This window comes from Specibacter sp. NPDC078692 (assembly GCF_040686835.1).
Classification (GTDB): Bacteria; Actinomycetota; Actinomycetes; order Actinomycetales; family Micrococcaceae; genus Specibacter.
Window position 1 is genome coordinate 180,651 of sequence record NZ_JBFBLV010000003.1, and the last position, 22,655, is coordinate 203,305.

The window sequence follows — 22,655 nt, forward strand, 5'->3', positions numbered from 1 at the left end:
CTAGGGGTATGCGAATTTATCCCACAGTTTTCCGGCTCTGCTTTTCTTGGATGGATGCCGAAAAGGCCCACAAGATCGGGTTCACCATGATCAAGGCCATCCACACCGTGGGAGCTGGTGTTGTGCTGCGCCGCATGTTCACACCTCCGGCCTCGCTGCAAACGCAGGCGCTGGGCATGACTTTCCCGACACCGTTTGGCCTCGCCGCCGGTTTCGACAAGGAAGGGCAGGGCATCAACGCCCTTGCCAACCTCGGTTTCGGTCACGTTGAAGTTGGCACCATCACCGGTCAGGCCCAGGACGGCAACCCGCAACCACGCTTGTTCCGTCTCGTTGCGGACCGGGCCGTCATCAACCGCATGGGGTTCAATAACGACGGCGCCTCCGCCGTCGCGCCGCGCCTCAAGCAGGCGTTGGCTGGCTTGCGCAAGAGCTACCCGGGTGTGCGTCCCATCATTGGCGTCAACATTGGCAAGACAAAGATTGTGGAGCTTGAGGATGCGCTGGGCGACTACCTCATCAGTGCCCGCACCTTGGCCCACTCGGCCGACTACATGGTGGTCAATGTCAGTTCACCCAACACTCCCGGCCTGCGATTGCTCCAAGATGTAGCCACCTTGCGGCCCCTGCTCAGTGGTGTGCGTGAGGCGGCCGACTCCGCTGCCGGGCGTCATGTTCCGTTGCTGGTGAAAATTGCGCCGGACCTTGCCGATGAGGACGTGGCCGACGTTGCCGCACTAGCCCTTGAACTCAAGCTCGACGGCATCATCGCCACCAACACCACCATCAGCCGCGACGGACTGGCCAGCCCGGACGCGCTGGTGCAGGAGAAAGGCGCCGGAGGGCTCTCCGGAGCACCCCTGAAGGCTCGTTCACTGGCCGTGCTGCGCCAGCTAAAAGCCCTTGTTGGGGATCAGCTGACCTTGATCTCAGTAGGCGGCGTAGAAACCGGCGCTGACGTCCAAGAGCGTCTCGACGCCGGCGCCACCCTAGTCCAGGGCTACACGGCCTTCCTCTATGAGGGCCCCTTCTGGGCGGCCCGCATCAACAAAGAGCTGGTAGCGCTGCGCAAGTAGTTCTGGCCTGACGGCAAGGATGCCCTAAACGCAAAAACCGGCCCTGCAGTCGGGGTCCCGGAGCGAGGATGGATTTTGCTCGCGAGGGATCTCGACGGAAGGGCCAGTTTTTTTTGTCGGCTACGCCACGCGGGTGGCCGGGCTGACAGTCTTGGCGGGGTCGTTGATCATCGACGGGGCCAGGGCGGTGTCGATCGCGGCCATGAGTTCGGCCGGGATCTTCACGCCGGAGGCCTTGGCGTTCTCGGCAACCTGCTCGGGACGCGAAGCGCCCACGAGGGCAGTGGCAACGTTTTCGTTTTGCAACACCCATGCGATGGCCAGCTGAGGCATGCTCAGACCAAGCTCGTCGGCAACGGGGCGCAGCTTTTGCACGTTGGAGAGAATCTCATCGTCAAGGAAGGCCTTGATGGTGTTCGCCCCGCCATGCTCATCCATGGCTCGTGAACCGGCCGGCAAGGGAGCGCCGGGGAGGTACTTGCCACTGAGTACGCCCTGTGCCATGGGTGACCACACCACCTGGGACATGCCCAATTCAATCGACGCCGGGATGACCTCGGGTTCGATGACGCGCCACAGTGCCGAGTACTGCGGCTGGTTGGAGACCAGGGAGAAGCCGGCCTCACGTGCCAGCCGTTGGCCCTCGCGCAGCTGCTGTGCATTCCACTCCGAAACGCCGATATACAGCGCTTTTCCGGCTCGCACCACATCGGCGAATGCGGAAATGGTCTCTTCCAACGGGGTTTCATGGTCGTAGCGGTGGGCTTGGTACAGATCCACGTAGTCCATGTTCAGGCGGCGCAGCGAGTTGTTGATGCCCTCCATAATGTGTTTGCGCGACAGCCCAGTGTCGTTGGGTCCCTTCAGTCCCACAGGCCAGTACACCTTGGTGAACACTTCCAAGGATTCGCGGCGCTCGGAGGCCAAGGCGGCGCCCAAAACCTCTTCTGCCTTCCCATTTGCGTAGGCGTCGGCCGTGTCAAAGGTGGTGATGCCGGCGTCGAGCGCGGCACGGACGCATGCCGTGGCGACGTCGTTCTCCACCTGAGAGCCGTGGGTGAGCCAGTTGCCGTAGGTGATTTCAGTGATCTTCAGGCCCGAACGGCCAAGGTATCTATATTCCATACTTTGAGTTTAGCCACTGTTTAAAGTACGACGCCGGTCACTTCCCGAAGGAGGTGACCGGCGTGTTGTGCTGGGGTGCGTTGAGTAACGGAACGTTAGGAAGGCCATTCTCCGCGACGTACCAGGGGCTTGGGCAGGCGCAAGCGGCGGAACTGCATGGCGCGCATGGAGGCGTACCAGACGACACCGGGATCGACGCTGCCAAATTTGGCGATCAGCAGGCGCTTGAGCTTGCGGGTCATGATCCAGACATCCACGGCAACACCGGCGACCATGACCCAGAAAGCGGCAAACAAGACCAAGGTGGCGTCGTTCGTGGGCGGGATGACGACCGTCAGCAGCACAATCGCCAGTGCAGCGAACATAACGTACTCGCCCAAGCTGAAACGGGCATCGACATAGTCGCGCACATAACGTTTTTGGGGGCCCTTGTCACGGGCGGGAAGGAAACGTTCCTCGCCGGTATCAAGAGCTCGGCGCATGCGGGCCTGTTCCTCGCGGCGGGCATCACGGGCGGCGCCTTTGGCTGCGACGCGGTCGTTCGGCACGAGGGGTCGCTTGCGCGCCTCCTCCTGCGCTTTACGCGACGGCGTGGGCACGCCTTTGGCTGATTGCGGGTCCCTAGACCGGTCAATCGGCTCGTTGGAGGCAGGCGTGACCTGCGGGTCGGGGGCTTGATCTTTCTTACGTCCAAACACCCGTAAAGGATACCCTGAACCGGACGGCCACCGTGACCGAAGTCGATTTTCCGGCGGTAGTCTGGGGATTATGACTCTTGAAAACACCGGCGCCCACATGCTGGCTCCCGAACTTGCTGCCCAACTCCCCATTGCTGGACTGCGTGCCAGCGTTGCCGCTAACTTCGCCACTACTGTCGCGGAGCTGGTGGAGCTCGTGGCCATTCCCGGCATCGCCTGGGAAGCCTTCGACGCCGCCCAGCTTGAGCGCAGCGCAGACGCTGTGGCCGCCTTGATCCGTTCCACAGACCTCGATGACGTGCAGATCCTCCGTGTTCCCAAGAACGACGGCGGCCAAGGTGGTCCCGCCGTCGTGGCCAGGAAGCTTCCGGCCCCCGGCATGCCCACCATTGTGCTGTATGCCCATCACGACGTTCAGCCTCCCGGCGACTCTGCGCTGTGGAACAGTGAACCGTTTGTTGCCACGGAACGTGACGGACGGCTCTATGGGCGCGGAGCCGCTGATGACAAGGCTGGCATCATGGCGCACATTGCCTCTTTCCGTGCCGTAACCGAAACGCTCGGTGCCGAGTTCGGCGTCGGAATTACCTTCTTCATCGAAGGCGAGGAAGAAGCCGGTTCGCCCACCTTCAAGGACTTCCTGCACGAGTACCGTGAACTCCTCGCCGGCGATGTGATCGTCGTGGCTGATTCCGCGAACTGGCAGGTTGGCGTTCCCGCCTTGACCACCAGCTTGCGAGGTCTCGTTGACGGCACTGTTGAGGTCCGTGTCACCAACCATGCTGTCCACTCCGGGATGTTTGGTGGGCCACTGCTTGACGCGCCCACCCTGTTGGCCAGATTGATCGCGACTTTCCATGACGAGCAGGGTTCGGTGGCCATCGCCGGATTGCACACCGGCCATGAAGTGGCCCTGGACTATCCAGAGGACTCGTTCCGTGCTGATGCTGCCGTGCTCGACGGCGTCCAGCTGGCTGGCCGTGGCAGCCTCACCTCACGGTTGTGGGCCCAGCCGGCACTATCGATTATCGGCATGGACATCCCCAGCGTGGATATGAGTTCAAACACATTGCTACCTTCGGCGCGGGCCAAAATCAGTATGCGTTTGGCTCCCGGCCAGGACCCGGCGGCGGCCATGGAAGCTCTGGCGGCGCACGTGGCAGCCAACGCACCGTTTGGTGCTCAGGCAACGTTCGTTCCCGGCGAGGCTGGCCAGGCCTTCGCAACTGACACCACAGCGGCCGCAGCTCGGACAGCCCTGTGGGCGATGGGGGAGTCGTGGGGAGTCCCGGCTGTGGAGACAGGAATGGGCGGCTCCATTCCGTTTATTGCAGATTTGAAGGAGACCTTTCCGGAGGCGCAGATCTTGGTGACCGGCGTCGAAGATCCCGATTCCCGAGCGCACAGCGCCAACGAATCACTGCACCTCGGTGACTTCGAAAAGGCAATTGTGTCGCAGGCTCTGCTCCTAGCGGCCGTCAATGCTGGCGCGCTAGGGGAACAGAAAGCCGACACGAAAGGTTGAGACTAGTTAGCGCCCCTGCCGGGCTCGACGTAGCATGTACTTGTACCCCCACGTAAGGAAATGCCATGACTGCAAATGTCCACGAAGAAACTTCCTCTGCCACTGTCGCAGAAGCCACTGAGCTGCCCACCCATGGTGTGCTGATCAGCGATGTTGCTGCCGGCAAGGTGCGCAGCCTCCTTGAACAGGAAGGCCGCACCGATCTGCGTCTGCGCGTGGCAGTCCAGCCCGGAGGTTGCTCCGGTCTGATCTACCAGCTGTACTTCGATGAGCGCATGCTCGACGGAGACGCTGTGCGCGATTTTGACGGTGTCGAAGTTGTCATCGACAAAATGAGCGTGCCTTACCTGGATGGTGCCAGCATCGACTTTGAAGACACCATCTCAAAGCAGGGTTTCACTATTGATAACCCCAATGCCGGAGGCTCTTGCGCCTGCGGCGATTCGTTCCACTAAGAAATCTTCTACTCGAGGTAGGGATGTCCATCAAGTTTCTTGATGGACATCCGACGCACGGAGGGTTTAGTACGCATTTTGTGTGCCATAGCGGTAAGCTCTACACCGAGTAGTAAAACCCATTTAGCTCCAGCGGTATGCAACCGTTGCAGAGCGTAGTAACAAGAGGAAGGGCCGTCTGTGAGTTCGCAGGACCGAACCGGCAGCCGACGCGCAAAAGTCATCCCCATAGCTGGGTTGGCGATTGCCGGAGCGTTAGCTTTGTCAGGATGCACGGCAGAGAATAAAAATGGCTGGATGCCATCAGAACGAGATACCACCAATCACACGGCGGGAATCATCGATCTGTGGGTCAACACCTGGATCACCATTTTGATCATCGGCCTTATTACGTGGGGACTGGTTATCTGGTGCATCATTGCCTACCGTCGCCGCAAGGGCGCCACGGGCTTCCCGCGGCAGACCAGTTACAACCTCCCGTTGGAGGTTTTTTATGTGTTGGTGCCGTTGTTCATGGTGCTGGTGTTCTTCCACTTCACGAACGTGGAACAAGAATCCATCAATGCCCGTGACGACAACCCGGATGTGACGATTGACGTCCGGGCCAAGCAGTGGTCATTCGACTTCAACTACTTGGCTGGCAACGACGTGAAGGAATCTGTGTATTCCGTCGGTGTTCAGGCTGAGTTGGATGGCAAGCCGTTCGATAAGTCGACTCTGCCCACACTGTATTTGCCCGTGAACCGTTCGGTTGAGCTTCAGTTGAACTCACGCGAAGTTATTCACTCCTTCTGGGTTCCCGCATTCCTGGACAAGAAGGACATGCTTCCCGGCAAGACCAACTACATGACCCTGACGCCCACGGCGTTGGGAACGTATGACGGCAAGTGTGCTGAGCTGTGTGGCGAGTACCACTCTGAGATGCTTTTCAACGTCAAGGTTGTTACGCAGGCAGAGTTCGATGCCCACCTCGCATCGCTGAAGGACAAGGGCCAGACTGGCGAGTTGACTGAGAAGTACGACCGCAACCCTAACGCCGCCATCACTGAGATCCAGAAGAAGTAGGGGGGAGAGGAAAGTGTCTACGCTCGAGTACTCGGCAACTGAAGTCAATTCAGCTGCACCTAGAGTCGTTCCGGTTTCCAAGGGACGCATTGTCGTCAACTGGATCACCTCCACCGACCACAAAACAATTGGGTACATGTACCTGATTTCATCATTCGTATTCTTCTGTCTTGGTGGCGTCATGGCGCTTATCATCAGGGCGGAATTGTTTGAGCCCGGTATGCAGATCCTGCAGACCAAGGATCAGTACAACCAGTTGTTCACCATGCACGGCACCATCATGCTGCTCATGTTCGCAACACCGCTGTTCGCTGGCTTCGCCAACGTCATCATGCCGTTGCAGATTGGTGCACCGGATGTTGCGTTCCCGCGACTGAACGCACTCGCGTTCTGGTTCTTCAGCTTCGGTAGCACCATTGCCATCGCCGGCTTCATCACCCCTCAGGGTGCTGCAGCATTCGGCTGGTTCGCCTACGCGCCACTGTCAAACACCACCTACAGCCCCGGCGTCGGTGGAGATCTCTGGGTCTTCGGTCTGGCACTGAGCGGTTTCGGTACCATTCTCGGCTCGGTAAACTTCATCACCACGATCATCTGCATGCGTGCCCCGGGCATGACCATGTGGCGCATGCCGATCTTCACGTGGAACACGCTGATCACCGGTATCTTGGTCATGATGGCCTTCCCGCCGCTGGCAGCAGCCCTGTTCGCACTGGGTGCAGACCGCCGCTTTGGGGCCCATATATTCGACGCCGAAAACGGTGGAGCCTTGCTCTGGCAACACCTCTTCTGGTTCTTCGGCCACCCTGAGGTGTACATTATTGCGCTGCCGTTCTTCGGTATCGTCTCGGAGATCTTCCCGGTCTTCAGCCGCAAGCCGATCTTCGGTTATAAGGGTCTGGTGTTCGCCACCATTTCCATCGCCGCACTGTCCGTGACTGTGTGGGCTCACCACATGTACGTCACCGGGCAGGTCATGCTGCCGTTCTTCTCCTTCATGACGATGCTGATCGCCGTTCCAACAGGCGTGAAGTTCTTCAACTGGATTGGCACCATGTGGCGAGGGTCCTTGACCTTCGAAACACCGATGTTGTGGAGCCTTGGCTTCATCGTCACCTTCTTGTTCGGTGGTCTGACCGGAATCATCTTGGCTTCACCGCCGCTTGACTTCCAAGTATCGGATACCTACTTTGTGGTTGCTCACTTCCACTACGTGGTCTTTGGCACAGTGGTATTCGCCATGTTCGCCGGCTTCTACTTCTGGTGGCCCAAGTTCACTGGCAAGATGCTCAACGAGCGTCTTGGCAAGATCCACTTCTGGCTCTTGTTCCTGGGCTTCCACGGCACCTTCTTGATCCAGCACTGGTTGGGTGTCCTGGGTATGCCGCGGCGTTACGCCGACTACATGATTGAAGATAACTTCACCTGGATGAACCAGTTCTCCACCATTTCATCCTTCGTCTTGGGCGCCTCGATGATCCCGTGGTTCTGGAACGTGTACATCACTTGGCGCAGTGCCAAGAAGGTTGAGGTCGATGATCCTTGGGGCTTCGGTGCTTCCTTGGAGTGGGCAACATCTTGCCCGCCGCCGCGCCACAACTTCACCTCGCTGCCGCGTATCCGTTCGGAGCGTCCGGCACTTGATCTCCATCACCCGGAGCTGGCCCCGCATTACCAGCCCGTACCGGCTGCAGCATCGAAGGGAGCCAAAAAGTGAAGATAGAATCTGGTCTCTTCAATTTGGTTGGTCTGTTCTTCATCCCCGTCGCCACTGTTTATGGCTTCATGGTTGAGTGGAATGAACCCGTTGGCTTCTTGGCCTTGTACTTGCTTTCAGGCTTGTGCTTCATGATTGGCGTCTACCTTCACTTCACCGGCAAAAGGGTTGGTCCTCGTCCCGAGGATCGCCTTGATGCTGAAGTTCATGAGGGTTCCGGCGAGCAGGGTCACTTCAGCCCCTGGAGCTGGTGGCCGCTGGTCCTCAGCTTGGGCGCTGCCTCAGGTTTCCTGGGCCTTGCCGTAGGCTGGTGGGTCTTCCTCATGGGTGTCGGCCTGACCGTCATCGCATTGGTTGGCTGGGTCTACGAGTACAGCCGCGGAGACCACGCACACTAGCAGGACACGTTCGTTCCTGCTGACAGGGACGTGCAAACATCAAAGGGATTGCCCCGCACCATTGGTGCGGGGCAATCCCTTTAATGTTTACTTCTGAATTTCATGTTCAATCGCGGAGTGCTGATTCAAGCACGGGTACCGCGGCTGCGCTGCTACTGCCTCAAGGCTGCCACAGCGCCTGGGAGGCTGTGGTTTAGAGATCGACGAGATCGGTACGCAAGAGCTCCGCTAGGGCGTCTACGGCGGCTACAACGGACTCCTCGGGGGCTTCATGAGGTCCCACGCCGATCTCTACTTCGGTGCCGTGCTCAAAGTCAGCGCTCATGACGGCCAGTAAAGACCTAGCGTCGATGGGGGATTGCCCGTCCTTCGCCAACGTGATGGGCAAGCCGGTTTTATTGACTGCCCTGACGAAGACGGCAGCGGGACGGGCGTGCAAGCCAACGCCGGCTACCACTGTGGCTTTCCGGGTGTACATGATTACTCCTACGGTAGATGGTTCTGTATAGAGAGTAGTCGTGTTTTAGGCTGGTACATGTGAACAGAGGAGTTTCATGGGCTATTTAGTGCCTTCGGCGAGCGAGATCCCGGGGGAGTTGGACAGGGACGCTAAGATTTCGGTCCATATCCAGCTCCGGGAGTTGCTGCGCCAGTACATCGTAGAGAGCAGCAAGCCAGGCCGGCAGCTGCCCTCCGAACGTGACATGGCCGAGCGTTTTGGTGTTGCTCGCATGACCCTGCGTCAAGCCGTCGAGGCCCTGGTTGAGGAAGAACTGCTCGAACGAGTGGTGGGCGTTGGCACCTTTGTGGCCAGGGCGAAACTCGATGTCACTCTCAAATTGACCTCCTACTCTGAGGAAATGGCCCGTCGTGGTCTGCGCCCGGCTGCGCGCACACTAGCCTTCGAACAGATTCCCGCGACGGCCAGGCTGGCCCGTGAGCTCCAGATAGAAGAGGGTGCCGCCGTGATCCGTCTGCGGCGTCTACTGCTGGCAGATGATCTGCCCATGAGCGTCGATGAGAACTTCATCCCGGCATGCCGGGTCCCAGGGATTCTAGATGCCGGACCACCCACTTCCCTGTACAACGTGCTGGGAGAGCGGTACGGACTCATCATCGAGTGGGGCGAGGACACCATCGAGGCCAATGCTGCCACACCTTCTATTGCGCGACTCCTGCAAGTGGATATCGGCGCGCCGGTGCTCAGAACTGAACGCCACGCGTTTGTTTCGCGCGCAACCGTGGATTACTCCGTGTCTTTCTACCGGGCTGACCGCTACAAGCTCCGTGTGCCCTTGCAACGCGCTGGTGTGCGCACACGACGCATGTACTAGGCACGCTCTAGGGGGTCCGTGGAGTCGCTCCTGCGCCTTGTTGGCCCGCTGGCGAAGAGTGGGCGTCGAGCCCGTTGGACGCCGCACGGCTTGTTAGAAGGAGCGCCGGACAGTTCGACGAGTAGGGGACGGCATAGTTGAAACAACAGTTGCTGCGGTTCCCACATTTGAGGCTGCAGCAGATGCGGCGGAAAGCACGGCCGCATGGAGCCAGCCAGCCAGCCAGTCAGTCCACAGATTCGAGTCGACACATATGGCCCCTAATTTGGGTACATTCGGGGCCATATGTGTCGACTCGACTACGGCTATCGCGTCATCTGCCGTTTGGAGACCCGAAACCCGCAAACCCGGCGCAGCGGTGCAGATGTTAAAGCAATTAGGCGGCTCCCGGAGGAACCGCCTAATTGCTTATGGACTAACTACCACTGTGATGCTTAGTGGGTGATGGCCTTGTCGTCTTCACCGGCTGCGACAGCCTCGTGGTGATGACCTGCTTCGAGTTCGGACGGTGTGGCCGGAGCCACGCGGTCCTCGAAGAAGAAGCCGCTGAGCTTGGAGCGCAGGTTCTCCTGCTTCGTGACGATCCCGTTTTCATTCGGGATGCCCTCTTCAGCAACGGGGGACTCGTAACCAACCAGCTTGTAGCGCTTGTAGTCATCGAGCTGTGCGTGGATCTCCTGGAACTCACCGTGCGGCAGGCGCACAATGCGGCCGGTCTCGCGGCCGTGCAGTGCGATCTCGCGGTCCTTGCGCTGCAGCGCCAAGCAAACACGCTTGGTGACGACGAAGCCAAGAATCGGGCCGACGAAGAACAGTACACGCAGCCAGTACGTGACATCGTTCAATGAGACTTCAAAGTGCGTTGCGATCAAGTCGGAGCTTGCAGCTGCCCACATGACGCAGTAGAAGATGAAGCCTGCAATACCGATGGCGGTACGCGTCGGTACGTTGCGAGGACGGTCGAGTACGTGGTGCTCGCGGTTGTCGCGGGTTACCCAGCGCTCAATCCACGGGTACAGGAACAGGACGGTGAACAGCAGACCAGCTGGCAGCAATGCCGGGCCAAGCACGTTGAAGGACAGCGTGTTGGTACCCCACGGCAGCGGGATGTGCCATTCCATCGGGATGTTGAACAGCCAGCCTGGCATCAAACGCAGGGCGCCATCGACCCATCCGATGTACCAGTCAGGCTGGGTGCCTGCCGATACGGGGGAGGGGTCATACGGGCCGTAGTTCCAGACCGGGTTGATCTGGAAGGTAGCGGAGATGAAGGCAATGATGCCGAACATGATGAAGAAGAAGCCACCAGCCTTGGCAGCGTATACCGGGCCGAGGGGGAAGCCGACGACGTTGCGGTCGTTGCGTCCCGGGCCGGGGTACTGCGTGTGCTTGTGGATGACAACCATGAACAAGTGGATGGCAACCATGAGGAGGATCAGTGCCGGAACTAACATGATGTGCATCATGTAGAGGCGGCCAACAATCATGGTGCCCGGGAACTCTCCACCGAAGAGGAAGAAGGAGATGTAAGTACCGACCACGGGGATGGACTTGACCACACCGTCAATGATGCGCAGACCGTTACCGGAGAGCAGATCATCGGGGAGCGAGTAGCCGGTGAAGCCTGCAGCCAAGGAGAGGATGAGCAGCACGCCACCCACAACCCAGTTCAGTTCGCGGGGCTTGCGGAATGCGCCAGTGAAGAATACGCGGAGCATGTGCACGGCCACGGCGGCTGCGAAGAGCAGCGCAGACCAGTGGTGAACCTGGCGCATGAACAAGCCGCCACGAACCTCGAAGGAGAGCTGCAGAGTGGAGTTGTAAGCCACCGACATCTCCACACCCTTGAGCGGGACGTAGGGACCGTTGTAGTGGGTCTCTGCCATGGACGGATCAAAGAAGAACGTCAGGAAGGTACCCGAGAGGAGCAAAATGACGAAGGAGTACAGTGCCACCTCGCCGAACATGAATGACCAGTGGTCAGGGAAGACCTTCCGGGCGAACTCACGGACAATACCCGAACCGCCAACACGCTCATCAACAAAGTTGGTAATGCGTCCTGTGGACGTTTTGGGTTCGAAGGTTGTTTCAGTAACTGCAGACATGTTTAGCCACGCTCCCAGAAGCTCGGTCCAACAGGTTCGTGGAAGTCGCTCTGGGCGACCAAGTAGCCATCAGCATCAACTGAGATGGGCAACTGCGGCAGAGGACGGACGGCCGGGCCAAAGATGACCTTGCACTCCTGCGTTAGGTCGAAGGTCGACTGGTGGCAGGGGCACAGCAGGTGGTGTGTCTGCTGCTCGTACAGGGCAACAGGGCAACCGACGTGGGTGCAGATCTTGGAGTAAGCAACGATCCCGTTGTAGCCCCAGTCTTCGCGACCTTCGGAAGGGTTGAGGTCTTCCGGGTTCAGGCGCATCAGCAAGACGACGGCCTTGGCCTTTTCGTTCAACTTGCCTTGCTCGAGGCTGTTCAGCGATTCCGGAATCACGTGGAAGGCAGAGCCGATGGTGACATCGGAGGCCTTGATCGGGGTTCCGTCGGGATCGCGAGCCAGACGCTCGCCTTCCTTCCACAGTGTGTGGCGGAGAGAATCACCCGGCAGCGGGCCCAGGTCACGGAAGATCGCGATAGCCGGCAGCGGAGCCAGAGCTACAGCACCAAGGAGGGTGTTGCGGATCAACGGTCGACGCTTGATACCGGTTTCTTCGACAATGTTCTCGAGGATCTCGACAGCGGCCAGACGGTCCTCTTCGGGACGCAGCTCGTGGCGTTCTTCAATGACTTCGTGGTCCGGCATGAGGGCGCGAGCCCAGTGCACGATGCCTGTTCCAATGCCCAACATGGCAAAGGCGATGCCCAGACCCAGAAGGGTGTTCTGCAGTCGCAGTTGGCCGAAGGTGTCATCTAGTCGAATGCCGAAGTAGCCCACGAAGAACAGCAAGGTTCCGACGATGGAAATGATAAATAGCCATGCCACCTGGCGTTCGGCCCGCTTTGCAGCCTTGGGGTCCGTGTCAGCTAGTCGCAAACGGTGTGGAGGCAGTCCCGGGTCTTGGAACTGATCCACCTCTTTGTGACCAGCCTTAGCTACGGCGTCCGAGCCTGTCGGCGTGCCGTCACTATGGTTGCCCATAATCCCCTCATCCTTCTCTTATCCCGGTGCATTCCCGGGGTCGTAATGTATGTTTCTGCGGCTGCAGCTGCAGCCAAAATCTTGGGACTTCTTATGGACCTAGGAGGTCCGTGAGGTCAGCCAGATGGTGAAGCCGATGATGACACCGAGAACGGCAGTCCAGAGGAACAAGCCCTCAGATACCGGACCCAGTGAGCCAAGCTTGGCGCCACCGGGTGAGCCCTGGTTTTCGATGGTGTTCAAGAACGTGATGATGTCGCGCTTGCCATCAGGGCTGATGTTGGCATCGTTGAAGACCGGCATGTTCTGCGGTCCGGTAACCATGGCGCTGTAGATGTGGCTGTTTCCAACGCCAGCCAGCGGGGGTGCGAACTTGCCGCGGGTCAGTGCGCCACCGGCTGCAGCGGCGCTGTGGCACATGGCGCAGTTAACGCGGAACAGCTCGCCACCGACGGCTGCGTCGCCACCGCCGTCGAGGTACTGCTCGTCGGGAATGGCCGGGCCGTCACCCAAAGTGGCTACATAAGCGGCCATTTCGCGGGTCTGGGCGGTGGTGAACTGCTGGGGCTTCTGCTTTGCCTGGGGTCCCTGCATCTGCATGGGCATGCGGCCTGTGCCGACCTGGAAGTCAACAGCAGCGGCGCCAACGCCGGCCAACGATGGGCCAGCGTTGGTACCACTGGCGCCGAGGCCGTGGCAGGTAGCGCAGTTGGCGACAAAGAGCTTCTCGCCCTCCTGCACTTCCTGGGCAGTGTAGGTGGTGGTATCGGCCTTGGCCTCATTCACGGTTGTGACAACGGCGTATAGCCCACCTGTCAGCATGAGCCCCAACACTAGCAACGCTAGTGCGGCCAGCGGATGACGTCGCTTCTGCGAGAGTGCCTTCACTTGGTGGTTCCTTTGATCTATATCCAGCAGCCCCGAGTGAGAGCCGCAAATGCTAATTCGTATCTTGTGCAGAAGTAAGCTGCGGGCAGCTTACTTCAGGACGTAGATGACCAAGAACAGGCCGATCCACACGACATCCACGAAGTGCCAGTAGTAAGAAGTCACGATCGCACTCGTAGCTTCAAAGTGTCCAAAGTTCTTGGCTGCATAGGCGCGGCCAATGATGAGGAGGAATGCTATGAGGCCACCAATAACGTGCAGGCCGTGGAACCCGGTAGTTATGTAGAAGGCAGAGCCATAGGCGTTGGAGTTCAGGGTCACGTGCTCGGAAGTCAGCATTGCGTATTCGGTCGTCTGACCGGCAACGAATACTGCACCAAGAACGAAGGTCAACAGGAACCACTCCGTCATTCCCCACTTGGAGAACTGGAAGAGGCTTCCCGTGCGGCGAGGCCGAAGGTTCTCCGCGGTGAACACACCCATCTGGCAAGCAAAAGAGCTCGAAACCAGGATGAGGGTGTTAACCAAGGCGAACGGGAAGTTCAGCTTGGCCGTTTCTTCAGCCCACATCCCACCAGTGGTGGAACGCAGTGTGAAGTACATGGCAAAAAGGCCGGCAAAGAACATCAGCTCACTGGACAGCCAAACTACGGTTCCTACAGAAACCAGGTTCGGGCGGTTCAGCGTCGGATGCGCCGGGGTACTGGGGGTATGGGTCGCAGTTGTCACATAGACATTATGTCTATAAAACCCCAGAGTTCCCAATGCAAAACTCCGAATGAACGATCTTTTTCTACAAACCTGCGAAATTCCGGCGTATTCACAGCTTAAACCCAGTTGCCTATGCACAACACGCTTCACGTGTCAATGGTCACAAAGACCGGGAGTGCTGCGAATTCGTCTAATATTTGAAAGGTGAATCCTCTCCAAGACACTTCGTCAAGCACGCACACGTGGCCAAATCTCATTGCTGCATTGATTGCAGGAAACGATCTGGAACAGGACGCGACCGCGTGGGCAATGAACACGATCATGGCTGGCAATGCCAGTGATGCGCAGATATCCGGATTTCTCGTAGCGCTTCGGGCCAAGGGTGAAACCGTGGCGGAGGTGACAGGTCTTGTGGAGGCAATGCTCTCCAACGCCAGGCCGTTACGTGTCTCCAGTGAGGCTCTGGACATTGTTGGCACGGGCGGAGATCGTCTTAACACAGTAAATATTTCCACCATGGCCGCTTTGGTGTGTGCTGGAGCGGGTGCCACCGTGGTTAAGCACGGTAACCGGGCCTCTTCCTCGGCTGCAGGTTCGGCCGATGTTCTTGAGAGCCTGGGCGTGCGCCTGGATCTGCCGTTGGAAATGGTCGAACGTGCTGCAACGGAGGTGGGGATTACCTTCTGTTTCGCAAACTTCTTCCACCCCTCCATGCGCTACGCCGCAGTTGCGCGGAGAGAACTTGCTGTCCCCACAGCCTTTAACTTCCTAGGCCCGCTGACCAATCCTGCCCGCGTGGTGGCGTCGGCCATTGGTGTGGCCGATGTTCGCATGGCTCCGCTGATGGCGGGTGTGCTGGCCGCCAGGAATATCCGTGCCTTGGTGTTCCGGGGCAGCGACGGACTTGATGAATTGACGACGACGGGCACCTCCTCCATCTGGGAGGTCCGGGGCAATTCCATCACCGAAAGTCATTTTGATCCTTTGGATCTTGGTATCCCTCGGGCCACCATTGAGGACCTGCGCGGACAGAACGCCGAATTCAATGCCGGTGTAGTGCGCCGCATCCTTGATGGCGAACGTTCACCAGTGCGCGACGCAGTTGTCCTGAATGCAGCAGCAGGCCTGGTGGCTTACGACAGCTCTCACGAAGGAACTCTCCTAGAGCGGATGGCGGCCGCAGTCGTCAGGGCCGAGGCCTCCATTGATAGCGGTGCAGCAGCTAAGGTCCTCACCAGCTGGGTGGCACTGAGCAGCGAAGCCAAACAGAAGCAATAAATAGAGTCTGCACCACTAGCTGAACTGGCATGGGCCGTTGGCCTGGTAGCTAAACAAGGTTCTGTGCGAGTGCCTCCGGGGCTGGCTCAGGCCAGTGCCAGGGCCCTTGCCGCAATCCCAGCTTGTTCCACCATGTGTGCATCGGTGACAAAATAGCTATTGTCTTCAGCCTGTGCGGCCCCGGTAAGCGGGCCGGGCGTAGATTTATGGATGGTTCGCTTGGCGGAGAGGTGCACGTCGCGCAGACCGGCGTCATGAAAGGCTGCGAAGTCCGCCACGTCCACACCGCCGCCAGCCATGATGGTCAGGGTCCCGGAGGCTGCCTCGTGCATGGCCCGCAACTGAGCCAACCCGGCGCCGGCTTTGAGCGCCCCGCCTGAGCTCAAGATGCGCTGCACACCAAGGCTTGCCAAGCGCGGAACGGCGGCAACGGCGTCGTTCATGGACAAGTGATCCACGGCCCGGTGAAAGGTGATGTGCAGGCCATCAGCGGCCGCAACCATGGCCTGTACTGCGGCGTAGTCAATGGTGTCAGCAGGCGTTAGGGCGCCGATGACCACACCGGTGGCGCCGGCGTCGCGTATTTCTTTGATCTCAGCCAGCATGAGCGCAAGGGCTGGAGCGTCATAGACGTAATCGCCGGGTCGGGCTCGGATCAACGCATGGATGGGCAGGGCGGGCTCGGCGGAGCGAACGCTGCGCAGCAAGCCCTGCGACGGTGTGAGGCCACCTAGCTGGAGTGCACAGCACAGCTCAATGCGGTCTGCGCCATGGGCGGCTGCAAGGTGAGCGCCGGGAACATCCTGAACTGCTATTTCAAGGCGCATCAGCCCGTGTTAGTGGTCGAAGCCTAGGGCGAACGCCGCGTCCAGATCATGTTGTGAGTAGGCGCGGAAGGAGATCTGTGTAGTGGTTGAGACCACGGAGGTGACCTTCGAGAGCTTGTCCGCAATGACCTCGGCCAGGTCCTCATGCTTGGGCACGCGAGCGATGGCGATCAAATCCCACTCGCCTGTGACGGAGTAAACCTCGCTGATCCCCGCCAGCTCCGAAATTTCTTGGGCCGCCTCGGGGATCCGTGAAGCGTCGGTCTTGATCAGGACGAATGCGGTGATCACAGTAGTGGTTCCTTATCGTGTGGCGGGGCAGGGGGAAGCAGGGGAAAACGCTGCTGTAAAACAACGATTCACCCGCTTAGATCCTAACCCAAAGCGGCCCCGAAACTACGCTTTCGCAGTGCGTCGCAGCAGCAGTGTTGTGATGATGCGCTGACCCAGTAGGAACAGTGCCAGCACCAACGTGGCTACCACCACGAAGGGGAGTGCGGCCGTGGCTCCGGAGAGTATGCGCAGCGCCATTCCGCCGGCCACGGTGATGAGCCACAGGCAGATGCCGTGCGGGAAGATTCTCAACGGCTGTCGCCAGAGTCGGCAGATGAGCCAGCCTGCGGCCAACGCGGTCAGGAACGGCCAGGCCGTCTCAAGGACGCCGATGACGCCCAGGGTTTCATCGTGGTTGCGGCGGCCGGATAGGGCAAAGGCCAGCACCAGCACGATGTCAATAACAAGGGTCTGTACAACGAGTGCGGGGCGGGGCTTGGATTCTGTGTGTTTCACGTAAAGGAGTTTAGTCCTAAAGAATCCAAGCACCCGCCCCGCGGCTGCCAACTGTTAGCTAGGTGTTGGTGAGGCTTAGCGGCCCTTGACCGGGATGCCGTTGCGGGTCATTGACTCGGCGTAGGCCTTGGCGGACTCCAACAGCCACTGCTCCTGGCGCTCGGCTGACCCGGCAAAGCTGCGGCCGGACAGTGAGCGAACCTTGTAGATACCGAAGCCACGCTTGTACAGCATGGGGCCCTGAGCCTTCAGCAGCTGATCGGCCAAGCGGTGCGCTTCGGTGCCGTGAGCAACCAACGCAGACGCGCGGGGAACCAGCGTCAGGAACTTCACCAGAGGACGCAGACCCTGCTCAATTTGGGGAGCAGTCAAACGGCCGTTGGGCTGGCCCGGGGTGAACCAGGGGTGGACGTTCCACGGCATGACGTAGCTTGGGCGCAGGCCAATCTGCCAGTGAATACCCAGCAGGCGGGTAGCTGCCTGCTCATCTCCTGCGGTGACGAAGCCGGAAGGATCTATTTCGCCAACATTGGAAAACAAGCTGATGATCTTGCACTCGTCAACATCGTGTACGGGGTCCACGTAAGCCACCTGCTGCTCCGGCCGGGCTTCGGCCAGGGTGTCGCAGAGTTCGGTGATGGGGGCAATGTTCTCGTCGTATCGGCGATTCCAGAGCTGTTCACGCAGTGATTCAGTGGCCACGGATGTCATTGAGGCTTAGTTCTCCTTAGAGGGAATGGGAGTTGTTGCGGCAGCTTCCCTTAAGGGAGGAGGGCCGACTTCCCAGCCTATCAATTATTTCCCGGTGACCGGGCATCGGGGGTCTGTGCTAGGGGACGTCCAAATCCTTAAATTGTGAGAAATCCAACAGGCAAAGAAGGCTCCCCAAAGCTGCTAGCGGACAGCTTTGGGGAGCCTTCTTTTTTGGGTGGCTCTTTCTCAGATACGACGGCGGCGCTTGAGGAAGGAGCTCAGTGCGGCAGCGCCTGCCCCGAGGAGAATGATGCCCATCAGCGCGCGGGCCTCAGCGGATTCTCTGACCGGTGGCTCGGCCTCGGCGTCTAGTTCCGCTCGAAGCGCCCGGCCTTCGGTCAGTAGCTGCTGCTCCTTGATTTCCTTTTTAGCGCTGGCGGCAATGTCGCGCGGAGGTAGTTGCAGTTGCGCTTCGGCTTTAATGCCCGCCTGGAGTTGACGCACCCGCTCGAGTTCGGCGTCGACCTCGGCGCCGAAGAGCAGCATCAGGTTCATTATCCACATCCACAGCAGCAGTACGATCATGCCGGCAATGGTTCCGTAGGTTTTGTTGTAGTTGGAGAAATTTGCCACGTACAGACCAAATCCTGCCGACGCCACAACGAGCGCCACGAGTGCCACCGCGGCGCCAATGCTGATCCAGCGGAATTTTGGCTGGCGGACATTGGGTGTGAAGTAGTAAAGGATGGCGATCAGAATCACTGCCAAGATGCCCACCACGGGCCATTTGGCGATGGACCACACAGTGAGTGTGGCAGATCCGACGCCGAGCACCTCACCCACCGCCCGGGCCACGGGACCGGAGAGGATCAGCAGCAGTGCCATGGTGGCTACCAGCAGCACCACAGCAAGTGTCACCAACAGTAAGGCCGGGCGTAGTTTCCAGGCAGGCCGGCCTTCGTCAATGCCGTAGATCCTGTTCATGGCCCGGCTGAAGGCGCCAACATATCCCGACGCCGACCACAGAGCTGTCACAATACCGATGACCAACGTCAAGCCTGCTGCCCGCGAACTTGTCAGTTGCTCAACGGGTTGGCGGATGGCCTCAACAGTCTCCGGGCCGGCCGCCCGGCTGACCAGATCTAGCAGCAGGGTCGAGGTCTGCTCTGCCTGACCCACCAGTCCCATGATGGAGATCAGGGCGAGAAGGGCAGGGAATAAGGAGAGCACGCCATAGTAGGTCAGGGACGCGGCTAAATCTGTGCAGCCATCAGCACTGAACTTCGCAATGGCGCGTCGACCTGCATACTTCCATGACTTTGCTGGCAGTTGTATCGGGGAATCCGGCTTGCGCTCATCATCAGGGGCTGGGGCGTCGGCCTTGTCCACGGCTGCTCCGGGCGTGACTGCTCCGGACGTGACGAGGCCCGGCGCAGTGGCCGGGCCTCGTTGACTTACTCTCACGATTCGCCGCTCCTAGGCGGCGGTCTTGTTGCGTCCGGTAATGGCACCGTAAACCCCGGCAACCACCAGGCCGCCGACGATTGCGAGCAGCCACGATCCGATGCTGAAGAAGCCCATCTCTCCCTTGTTGAAGAGGGCGTCACCGATCCAACCGCCCACGATGGCCCCCACCACACCGAGAATCAGGCTAGTGACCCAGCCGCCACCTACCCTGCCGGGCATGATGGCCTTGACAATGGCTCCAACCACGAGGCCCAAAATAATCCATCCGATGAAACCCATAACAGTCTCCTAATAGTGAACTAGTAGTGAAAGTCGTGCTGTTCGCATGGCATCCGGTGCATCTAGTTTTCTAGTTTCCTAGGTGCTCCGGAATCCCCACGGTAGCGATCCTTGTGCCCTGAGTCCAGCAACTTGGGGTAAAAGTTTCAAAATTGACAAAACAGACGGCAAGATGGAACCATGCCACATAACGACACCCCCAGCCCTGCCGCATCCTCCGAAGCCACGCCAGAATCCGCCGCTGTGCCCACCCCGAAATCTACTTTTTCTCCCACCGAGCAGCCTTGGGTGCGGAACTACCAGCCGGGCGTTCCTGCGCAGATTGTGATGCCCACTGAATCGCTGGTGGAAATGTTTGAGCGTTCCGTTCAGGAGGCAGGAGAACTCCCGGCTATGGAGTTCTTTGCTCGCCGCACCAGCTACCGGGAACTGGGGGAGCAGGTGGCTCGGGCAGCGGAGGGTTTGCGCAAGCTCGGCGTTCGTGCCGGCGACCGTGTTGCCCTGATTCTGCCGAACTGCCCGCAGCATGTGGTGGCCTTCTATGCCGTGCTGCGCCTGGGCGCAGTGGTGGTCGAACACAACCCGCTGTACACCTCTCGGGAACTGCGCCACCAATTCGAGGACCATCAGGCCCGGGTAGTGATCGCGTGGAACAAGGTGGTTCCCGCCGTGCAGGAGTTCCCGGCCGATATTGCCATTGACCGGATCATTTCCGTGGACCTGCTCTCAGAATTCCCGCTCGTCAAGCGTTTGGCTTTGAAACTGCCGGTGAAGAAACTACGTGAAACGCGGGCGTCTTTGAGCGCACCGGCACCGGGCACACTGCCGTGGCAGAAACTTCTCTCGGGAGGGGCGTTGGAGGAGGCGCACCCCCGTCCGGCGGTCACCGATCTGGCTGTGATCGGTTACACCTCCGGCACTACCGGCCACCCCAAGGGCGCCATGTTGACGCATCGAAACCTTTATGCGAACGCCCTCCAAGGTGAAGCGTGGATGCATGGGGCGCAGCAACAGAAGGAAATCCTGTACGCGGTGCTACCCATGTTCCACGCCTTCGGCATGACCTTGTACCTGACGTTCGGTATCCGGAAGCAAGGTCTGCTGGTTCTGTTCCCCAAGTTCGACGCCGATCTGGTGCTCTCTGCAATGAAAAAGTCTCCGGCAACGGTCTACTGCGCCGTGCCGCCCATCTACGAACGCACAGCCATTGCTGCGAAGGAAAAAGGGGTGTCACTGCGCTCGTGTAAGTTCTGCATTTCCGGTGCCATGAACCTGCCCGACCATGTGGTCGAGCTGTGGGAGTCGGTCTCCGGCGGCCTCTTGGTGGAGGGCTACGGCATGACCGAATCCTCTCCCGTGGCCTTGGGAAATCCCTTTCATCCGAGCCGGCAGACGGGCACCATCGGGGTGCCCTTCCCTTCTACCTTGATGAAAGTTGTCGACGTTGACAACCCGTCTCGCGAGGTGTCGCAGGGCGAACCGGGAGAACTGTTGCTGCAGGGTCCGCAGGTGTTCCAAGGCTATTGGAACAATCCGGAGGAAACCTCCAAGACCCTGACCGCTGACGGCTGGTTGCGTACCGGCGACGTCGTCACGGTTGACCCAGAGGGTTTCACCACCATTGTGGATCGGGCCAAAGAACTGGTCATCACGGGTGGATTCAATGTCTCGCCGTCGGAAGTAGAAGCGGTGCTGCGTCAGCACGCCGATGTCACGGACGCCGCCGTTTTTGGAAAAGTTGCTGATCGCGGCGGGGAAATGGTGGTGGCCGCCGTCCAGCTGGAACCCGGTGTTGCATTGGATGAGACAGCCCTCAGGAACCATTGCAAGGAGTTGCTGGCCAGGTACAAGGTGCCCGTCCGTATCATTGAAATCGATGAGATGCCACGATCCATGCTGGGAAAGATTCTCCGCAAGCAAGTTAAAGAGCAGTCGCTGCCAAAGCTGTGACACCCCGGATGCGCACTGCTGGGATTATGGTCCTGCTGTGACCCTGCTGGCTCAAAACTTGCCGAATTAATCTGCTATCAATATGATCTGTAGAACCACGCAGTTTCGTGGTTCGGCACTTTCGTGCCTGCAAAGGATGATTTGTGGAAGGCACCATGGAAATCGGCGCGTACAGCTTTGGCGACACACCCCTGAATGCGGACGGCAGCACCGGCTCCACCGCCGAGGGCATAAAAAACCTCTTTGAGGCAATTGTTCATGCCGATACGCAAGGCCTGGACTACTTCGGCGTGGGGGAGCACCACACCGTCTCCATGCCCGCGTCTTCGCCCGGTGCCATGCTGGCTGCCGCGGCCGGTGCCACCAAGAACATCAAACTCGGCAGCGCCGCGAGCATCATCAGCACCGATGATCCTGTGCGGGTCTTCCAGCAGATGGCCACGGCTGATGCCATCTCCGGTGGTGGCCGCATTGAAATTACCGCCGGCCGCGGCTCCTCCGTGGAGACATTTCCACTCTTTGGCTTCGATCTGCGTGACTATGACCAGTTGTACTCCGAAAAGCTGGAGCTCCTCATGGCCATCAACAGCGCCGAGTCTGAAAACGTAACGTGGCACGGCAGCGTCCGGCCGGCCATCGAGAACTTGGCTGTCGTCCCACGGCCCGTCCAAGGGAAGCTGCCGCTGTGGATCGCAACTGGCGGCAGCCCGGCGTCGTCCGCCAGGGCAGGACAACTGGGACTGCCCATCTCTTACGGGATCATTGGCGGTGCGCCGCACAGATTTGCTCCGCTGGCCGATCTCTACCGTCAATCGGCGGCGCAGGCCGGGCACACGGGCTCCGATATTAAGGTCTCGGTGGCCGCCTTAGGGTTGGTGGCACCCACCAAGCGGGAGGCCCTGGACCGCCTATATCCCAGCTGGCACAACCTCAACGTGGAGATGGGGCGCCTGCGAGGGTGGCCGGCACCGGATAAGAACGCCTACCTTGCCCAAGCACAGGCGCCGGGTGCCTACTACGTGGGTGACCCTGACGAGGTGGCGCAACGCATTGTTCACTTGCACGGCTACATGGGTCACATGCGGCACTTTTTGCAATCGGACTTTGGGGGCCTGCCGCACGAATACTTCCTGGAATCCATCACGCTGCTGGCCACCGAGGTCAAGCCCCGGGTGGAGCGGCTGCTCGCCAAAAAGTAGCCCAGAAAGTAACTGGCGCCGCCGCGAGGGACCGGCCACGCTAGG

The 22,655-nt window shown here is 59.5% G+C and carries 23 protein-coding genes; 10 read left to right on the plus strand and 13 right to left on the minus strand.

All coding sequences use genetic code 11. The features are described from left to right. The first annotated feature begins 8 nt into the window (after positions 1-8). Complete coding sequence (locus AB0O97_RS03540; RefSeq protein WP_363879938.1) at positions 9-1,076, plus strand: quinone-dependent dihydroorotate dehydrogenase; 1,068 nt, start codon at positions 9-11, stop codon at positions 1,074-1,076. A 120-nt stretch (positions 1,077-1,196) separates the two neighbouring features. Here AB0O97_RS03540 and AB0O97_RS03545 read toward each other — a convergent pair whose 3' ends face one another. Both AB0O97_RS03545 and AB0O97_RS03550 read right to left on the minus strand, forming a co-directional pair. Then, positions 1,197-2,201 (minus strand): aldo/keto reductase family protein, encoded by a 1,005-nt coding sequence (locus tag AB0O97_RS03545; RefSeq protein WP_363879941.1) that lies wholly within the window; start codon positions 2,199-2,201, stop codon positions 1,197-1,199. A 95-nt stretch (positions 2,202-2,296) separates the two neighbouring features. After that, on the minus strand, positions 2,297-2,899 hold the full coding sequence (locus tag AB0O97_RS03550; RefSeq protein ID WP_363879944.1) for a DUF3043 domain-containing protein: 603 nt from the start codon (positions 2,897-2,899) through the stop codon (positions 2,297-2,299). Positions 2,900-2,996: 97 nt separating this feature from the next. On the opposite strand from AB0O97_RS03550, the gene AB0O97_RS03555 reads away from it, so the two are divergent. From AB0O97_RS03555 to AB0O97_RS03575, 5 genes are all read left to right on the plus strand, one after another. Beyond that, positions 2,997-4,424, plus strand: a complete 1,428-nt coding sequence (locus AB0O97_RS03555; protein WP_363880156.1) for a M20/M25/M40 family metallo-hydrolase — start codon at positions 2,997-2,999, stop codon at positions 4,422-4,424. Positions 4,425-4,489: 65 nt separating this feature from the next. Then, positions 4,490-4,879 carry an iron-sulfur cluster assembly accessory protein gene (locus tag AB0O97_RS03560; protein WP_363839703.1) on the plus strand — a complete coding sequence of 130 codons (390 nt, stop codon included), beginning with the start codon at positions 4,490-4,492 and terminating at the stop codon, positions 4,877-4,879. Positions 4,880-5,059: 180 nt separating this feature from the next. Next, positions 5,060-5,944, plus strand: a complete 885-nt coding sequence (coxB, locus tag AB0O97_RS03565; RefSeq protein WP_363839700.1) for a cytochrome c oxidase subunit II — start codon at positions 5,060-5,062, stop codon at positions 5,942-5,944. A 13-nt stretch (positions 5,945-5,957) separates the two neighbouring features. After that, positions 5,958-7,661, plus strand: coding sequence for a cytochrome c oxidase subunit I (gene ctaD, locus AB0O97_RS03570; protein WP_363879947.1), 1,704 nt, complete (start codon positions 5,958-5,960; stop codon positions 7,659-7,661). Next, a complete protein-coding gene (locus tag AB0O97_RS03575) occupies positions 7,658-8,059 on the plus strand; it encodes a cytochrome c oxidase subunit 4 (protein WP_363839694.1) in 402 nt (133 codons plus the stop codon). The genes ctaD and AB0O97_RS03575 overlap by 4 nt, the downstream gene beginning before the upstream one ends. A 193-nt stretch (positions 8,060-8,252) precedes the next feature. Here AB0O97_RS03575 and AB0O97_RS03580 read toward each other — a convergent pair whose 3' ends face one another. After that, on the minus strand, positions 8,253-8,537 hold the full coding sequence (locus AB0O97_RS03580) for an HPr family phosphocarrier protein (RefSeq protein ID WP_363839691.1): 285 nt from the start codon (positions 8,535-8,537) through the stop codon (positions 8,253-8,255). Positions 8,538-8,613: 76 nt separating this feature from the next. Between AB0O97_RS03580 and AB0O97_RS03585 the strand changes: the two genes are divergently transcribed. Beyond that, a complete protein-coding gene (locus AB0O97_RS03585; RefSeq protein ID WP_363879950.1) occupies positions 8,614-9,393 on the plus strand; it encodes a GntR family transcriptional regulator in 780 nt (259 codons plus the stop codon). Between the two features lie 434 nt (positions 9,394-9,827). Here AB0O97_RS03585 and AB0O97_RS03590 read toward each other — a convergent pair whose 3' ends face one another. The 4 genes from AB0O97_RS03590 to AB0O97_RS03605 form a co-directional block, all read right to left on the minus strand. After that, on the minus strand, positions 9,828-11,498 hold the full coding sequence (locus tag AB0O97_RS03590) for a cytochrome bc complex cytochrome b subunit (protein WP_363839685.1): 1,671 nt from the start codon (positions 11,496-11,498) through the stop codon (positions 9,828-9,830). Positions 11,499-11,500: 2 nt separating this feature from the next. Beyond that, positions 11,501-12,529 carry a Rieske 2Fe-2S domain-containing protein gene (locus tag AB0O97_RS03595; protein ID WP_363879953.1) on the minus strand — a complete coding sequence of 343 codons (1,029 nt, stop codon included), beginning with the start codon at positions 12,527-12,529 and terminating at the stop codon, positions 11,501-11,503. A gap of 99 nt (positions 12,530-12,628) precedes the next feature. Beyond that, on the minus strand, positions 12,629-13,417 hold the full coding sequence (locus tag AB0O97_RS03600) for a cytochrome c (protein ID WP_363879956.1): 789 nt from the start codon (positions 13,415-13,417) through the stop codon (positions 12,629-12,631). Between the two features lie 90 nt (positions 13,418-13,507). Then, positions 13,508-14,146, minus strand: coding sequence for a heme-copper oxidase subunit III (locus AB0O97_RS03605; RefSeq protein WP_363879959.1), 639 nt, complete (start codon positions 14,144-14,146; stop codon positions 13,508-13,510). A 186-nt stretch (positions 14,147-14,332) separates the two neighbouring features. Here AB0O97_RS03605 and trpD point away from each other — a divergent pair, with 186 nt between their 5' ends. Beyond that, a complete protein-coding gene (trpD, locus tag AB0O97_RS03610) occupies positions 14,333-15,406 on the plus strand; it encodes an anthranilate phosphoribosyltransferase (RefSeq protein ID WP_363879962.1) in 1,074 nt (357 codons plus the stop codon). Between the two features lie 86 nt (positions 15,407-15,492). On the opposite strand, the gene AB0O97_RS03615 is transcribed toward trpD, so the two are convergent. The 6 genes from AB0O97_RS03615 to AB0O97_RS03640 all read right to left on the minus strand — a co-directional run bounded on the left by AB0O97_RS03615 (position 15,493) and on the right by AB0O97_RS03640 (position 19,461). Continuing rightward, positions 15,493-16,233, minus strand: a complete 741-nt coding sequence (locus AB0O97_RS03615) for a copper homeostasis protein CutC (protein WP_363879964.1) — start codon at positions 16,231-16,233, stop codon at positions 15,493-15,495. A 9-nt stretch (positions 16,234-16,242) separates the two neighbouring features. After that, complete coding sequence (locus AB0O97_RS03620) at positions 16,243-16,524, minus strand: Lrp/AsnC ligand binding domain-containing protein (RefSeq protein ID WP_363839667.1); 282 nt, start codon at positions 16,522-16,524, stop codon at positions 16,243-16,245. A 105-nt stretch (positions 16,525-16,629) separates the two neighbouring features. Beyond that, positions 16,630-17,022, minus strand: coding sequence for a DUF3054 domain-containing protein (locus tag AB0O97_RS03625; protein ID WP_363879967.1), 393 nt, complete (start codon positions 17,020-17,022; stop codon positions 16,630-16,632). A gap of 75 nt (positions 17,023-17,097) precedes the next feature. Further along, positions 17,098-17,733 (minus strand): uracil-DNA glycosylase, encoded by a 636-nt coding sequence (locus AB0O97_RS03630; RefSeq protein ID WP_363879970.1) that lies wholly within the window; start codon positions 17,731-17,733, stop codon positions 17,098-17,100. Between the two features lie 228 nt (positions 17,734-17,961). After that, positions 17,962-19,179 carry a YihY/virulence factor BrkB family protein gene (locus AB0O97_RS03635; protein WP_363839658.1) on the minus strand — a complete coding sequence of 406 codons (1,218 nt, stop codon included), beginning with the start codon at positions 19,177-19,179 and terminating at the stop codon, positions 17,962-17,964. Positions 19,180-19,191: 12 nt separating this feature from the next. After that, positions 19,192-19,461, minus strand: a complete 270-nt coding sequence (locus AB0O97_RS03640) for a GlsB/YeaQ/YmgE family stress response membrane protein (protein ID WP_363839655.1) — start codon at positions 19,459-19,461, stop codon at positions 19,192-19,194. 180 nt (positions 19,462-19,641) lie between these two features. Between AB0O97_RS03640 and AB0O97_RS03645 the strand changes: the two genes are divergently transcribed. Both AB0O97_RS03645 and AB0O97_RS03650 read left to right on the plus strand, forming a co-directional pair. After that, positions 19,642-21,411 (plus strand): long-chain-fatty-acid--CoA ligase, encoded by a 1,770-nt coding sequence (locus AB0O97_RS03645; protein ID WP_363879973.1) that lies wholly within the window; start codon positions 19,642-19,644, stop codon positions 21,409-21,411. Positions 21,412-21,554: 143 nt separating this feature from the next. After that, positions 21,555-22,610 (plus strand): LLM class flavin-dependent oxidoreductase, encoded by a 1,056-nt coding sequence (locus tag AB0O97_RS03650; RefSeq protein WP_363879976.1) that lies wholly within the window; start codon positions 21,555-21,557, stop codon positions 22,608-22,610. Positions 22,611-22,655: the final 45 nt, after the last annotated feature.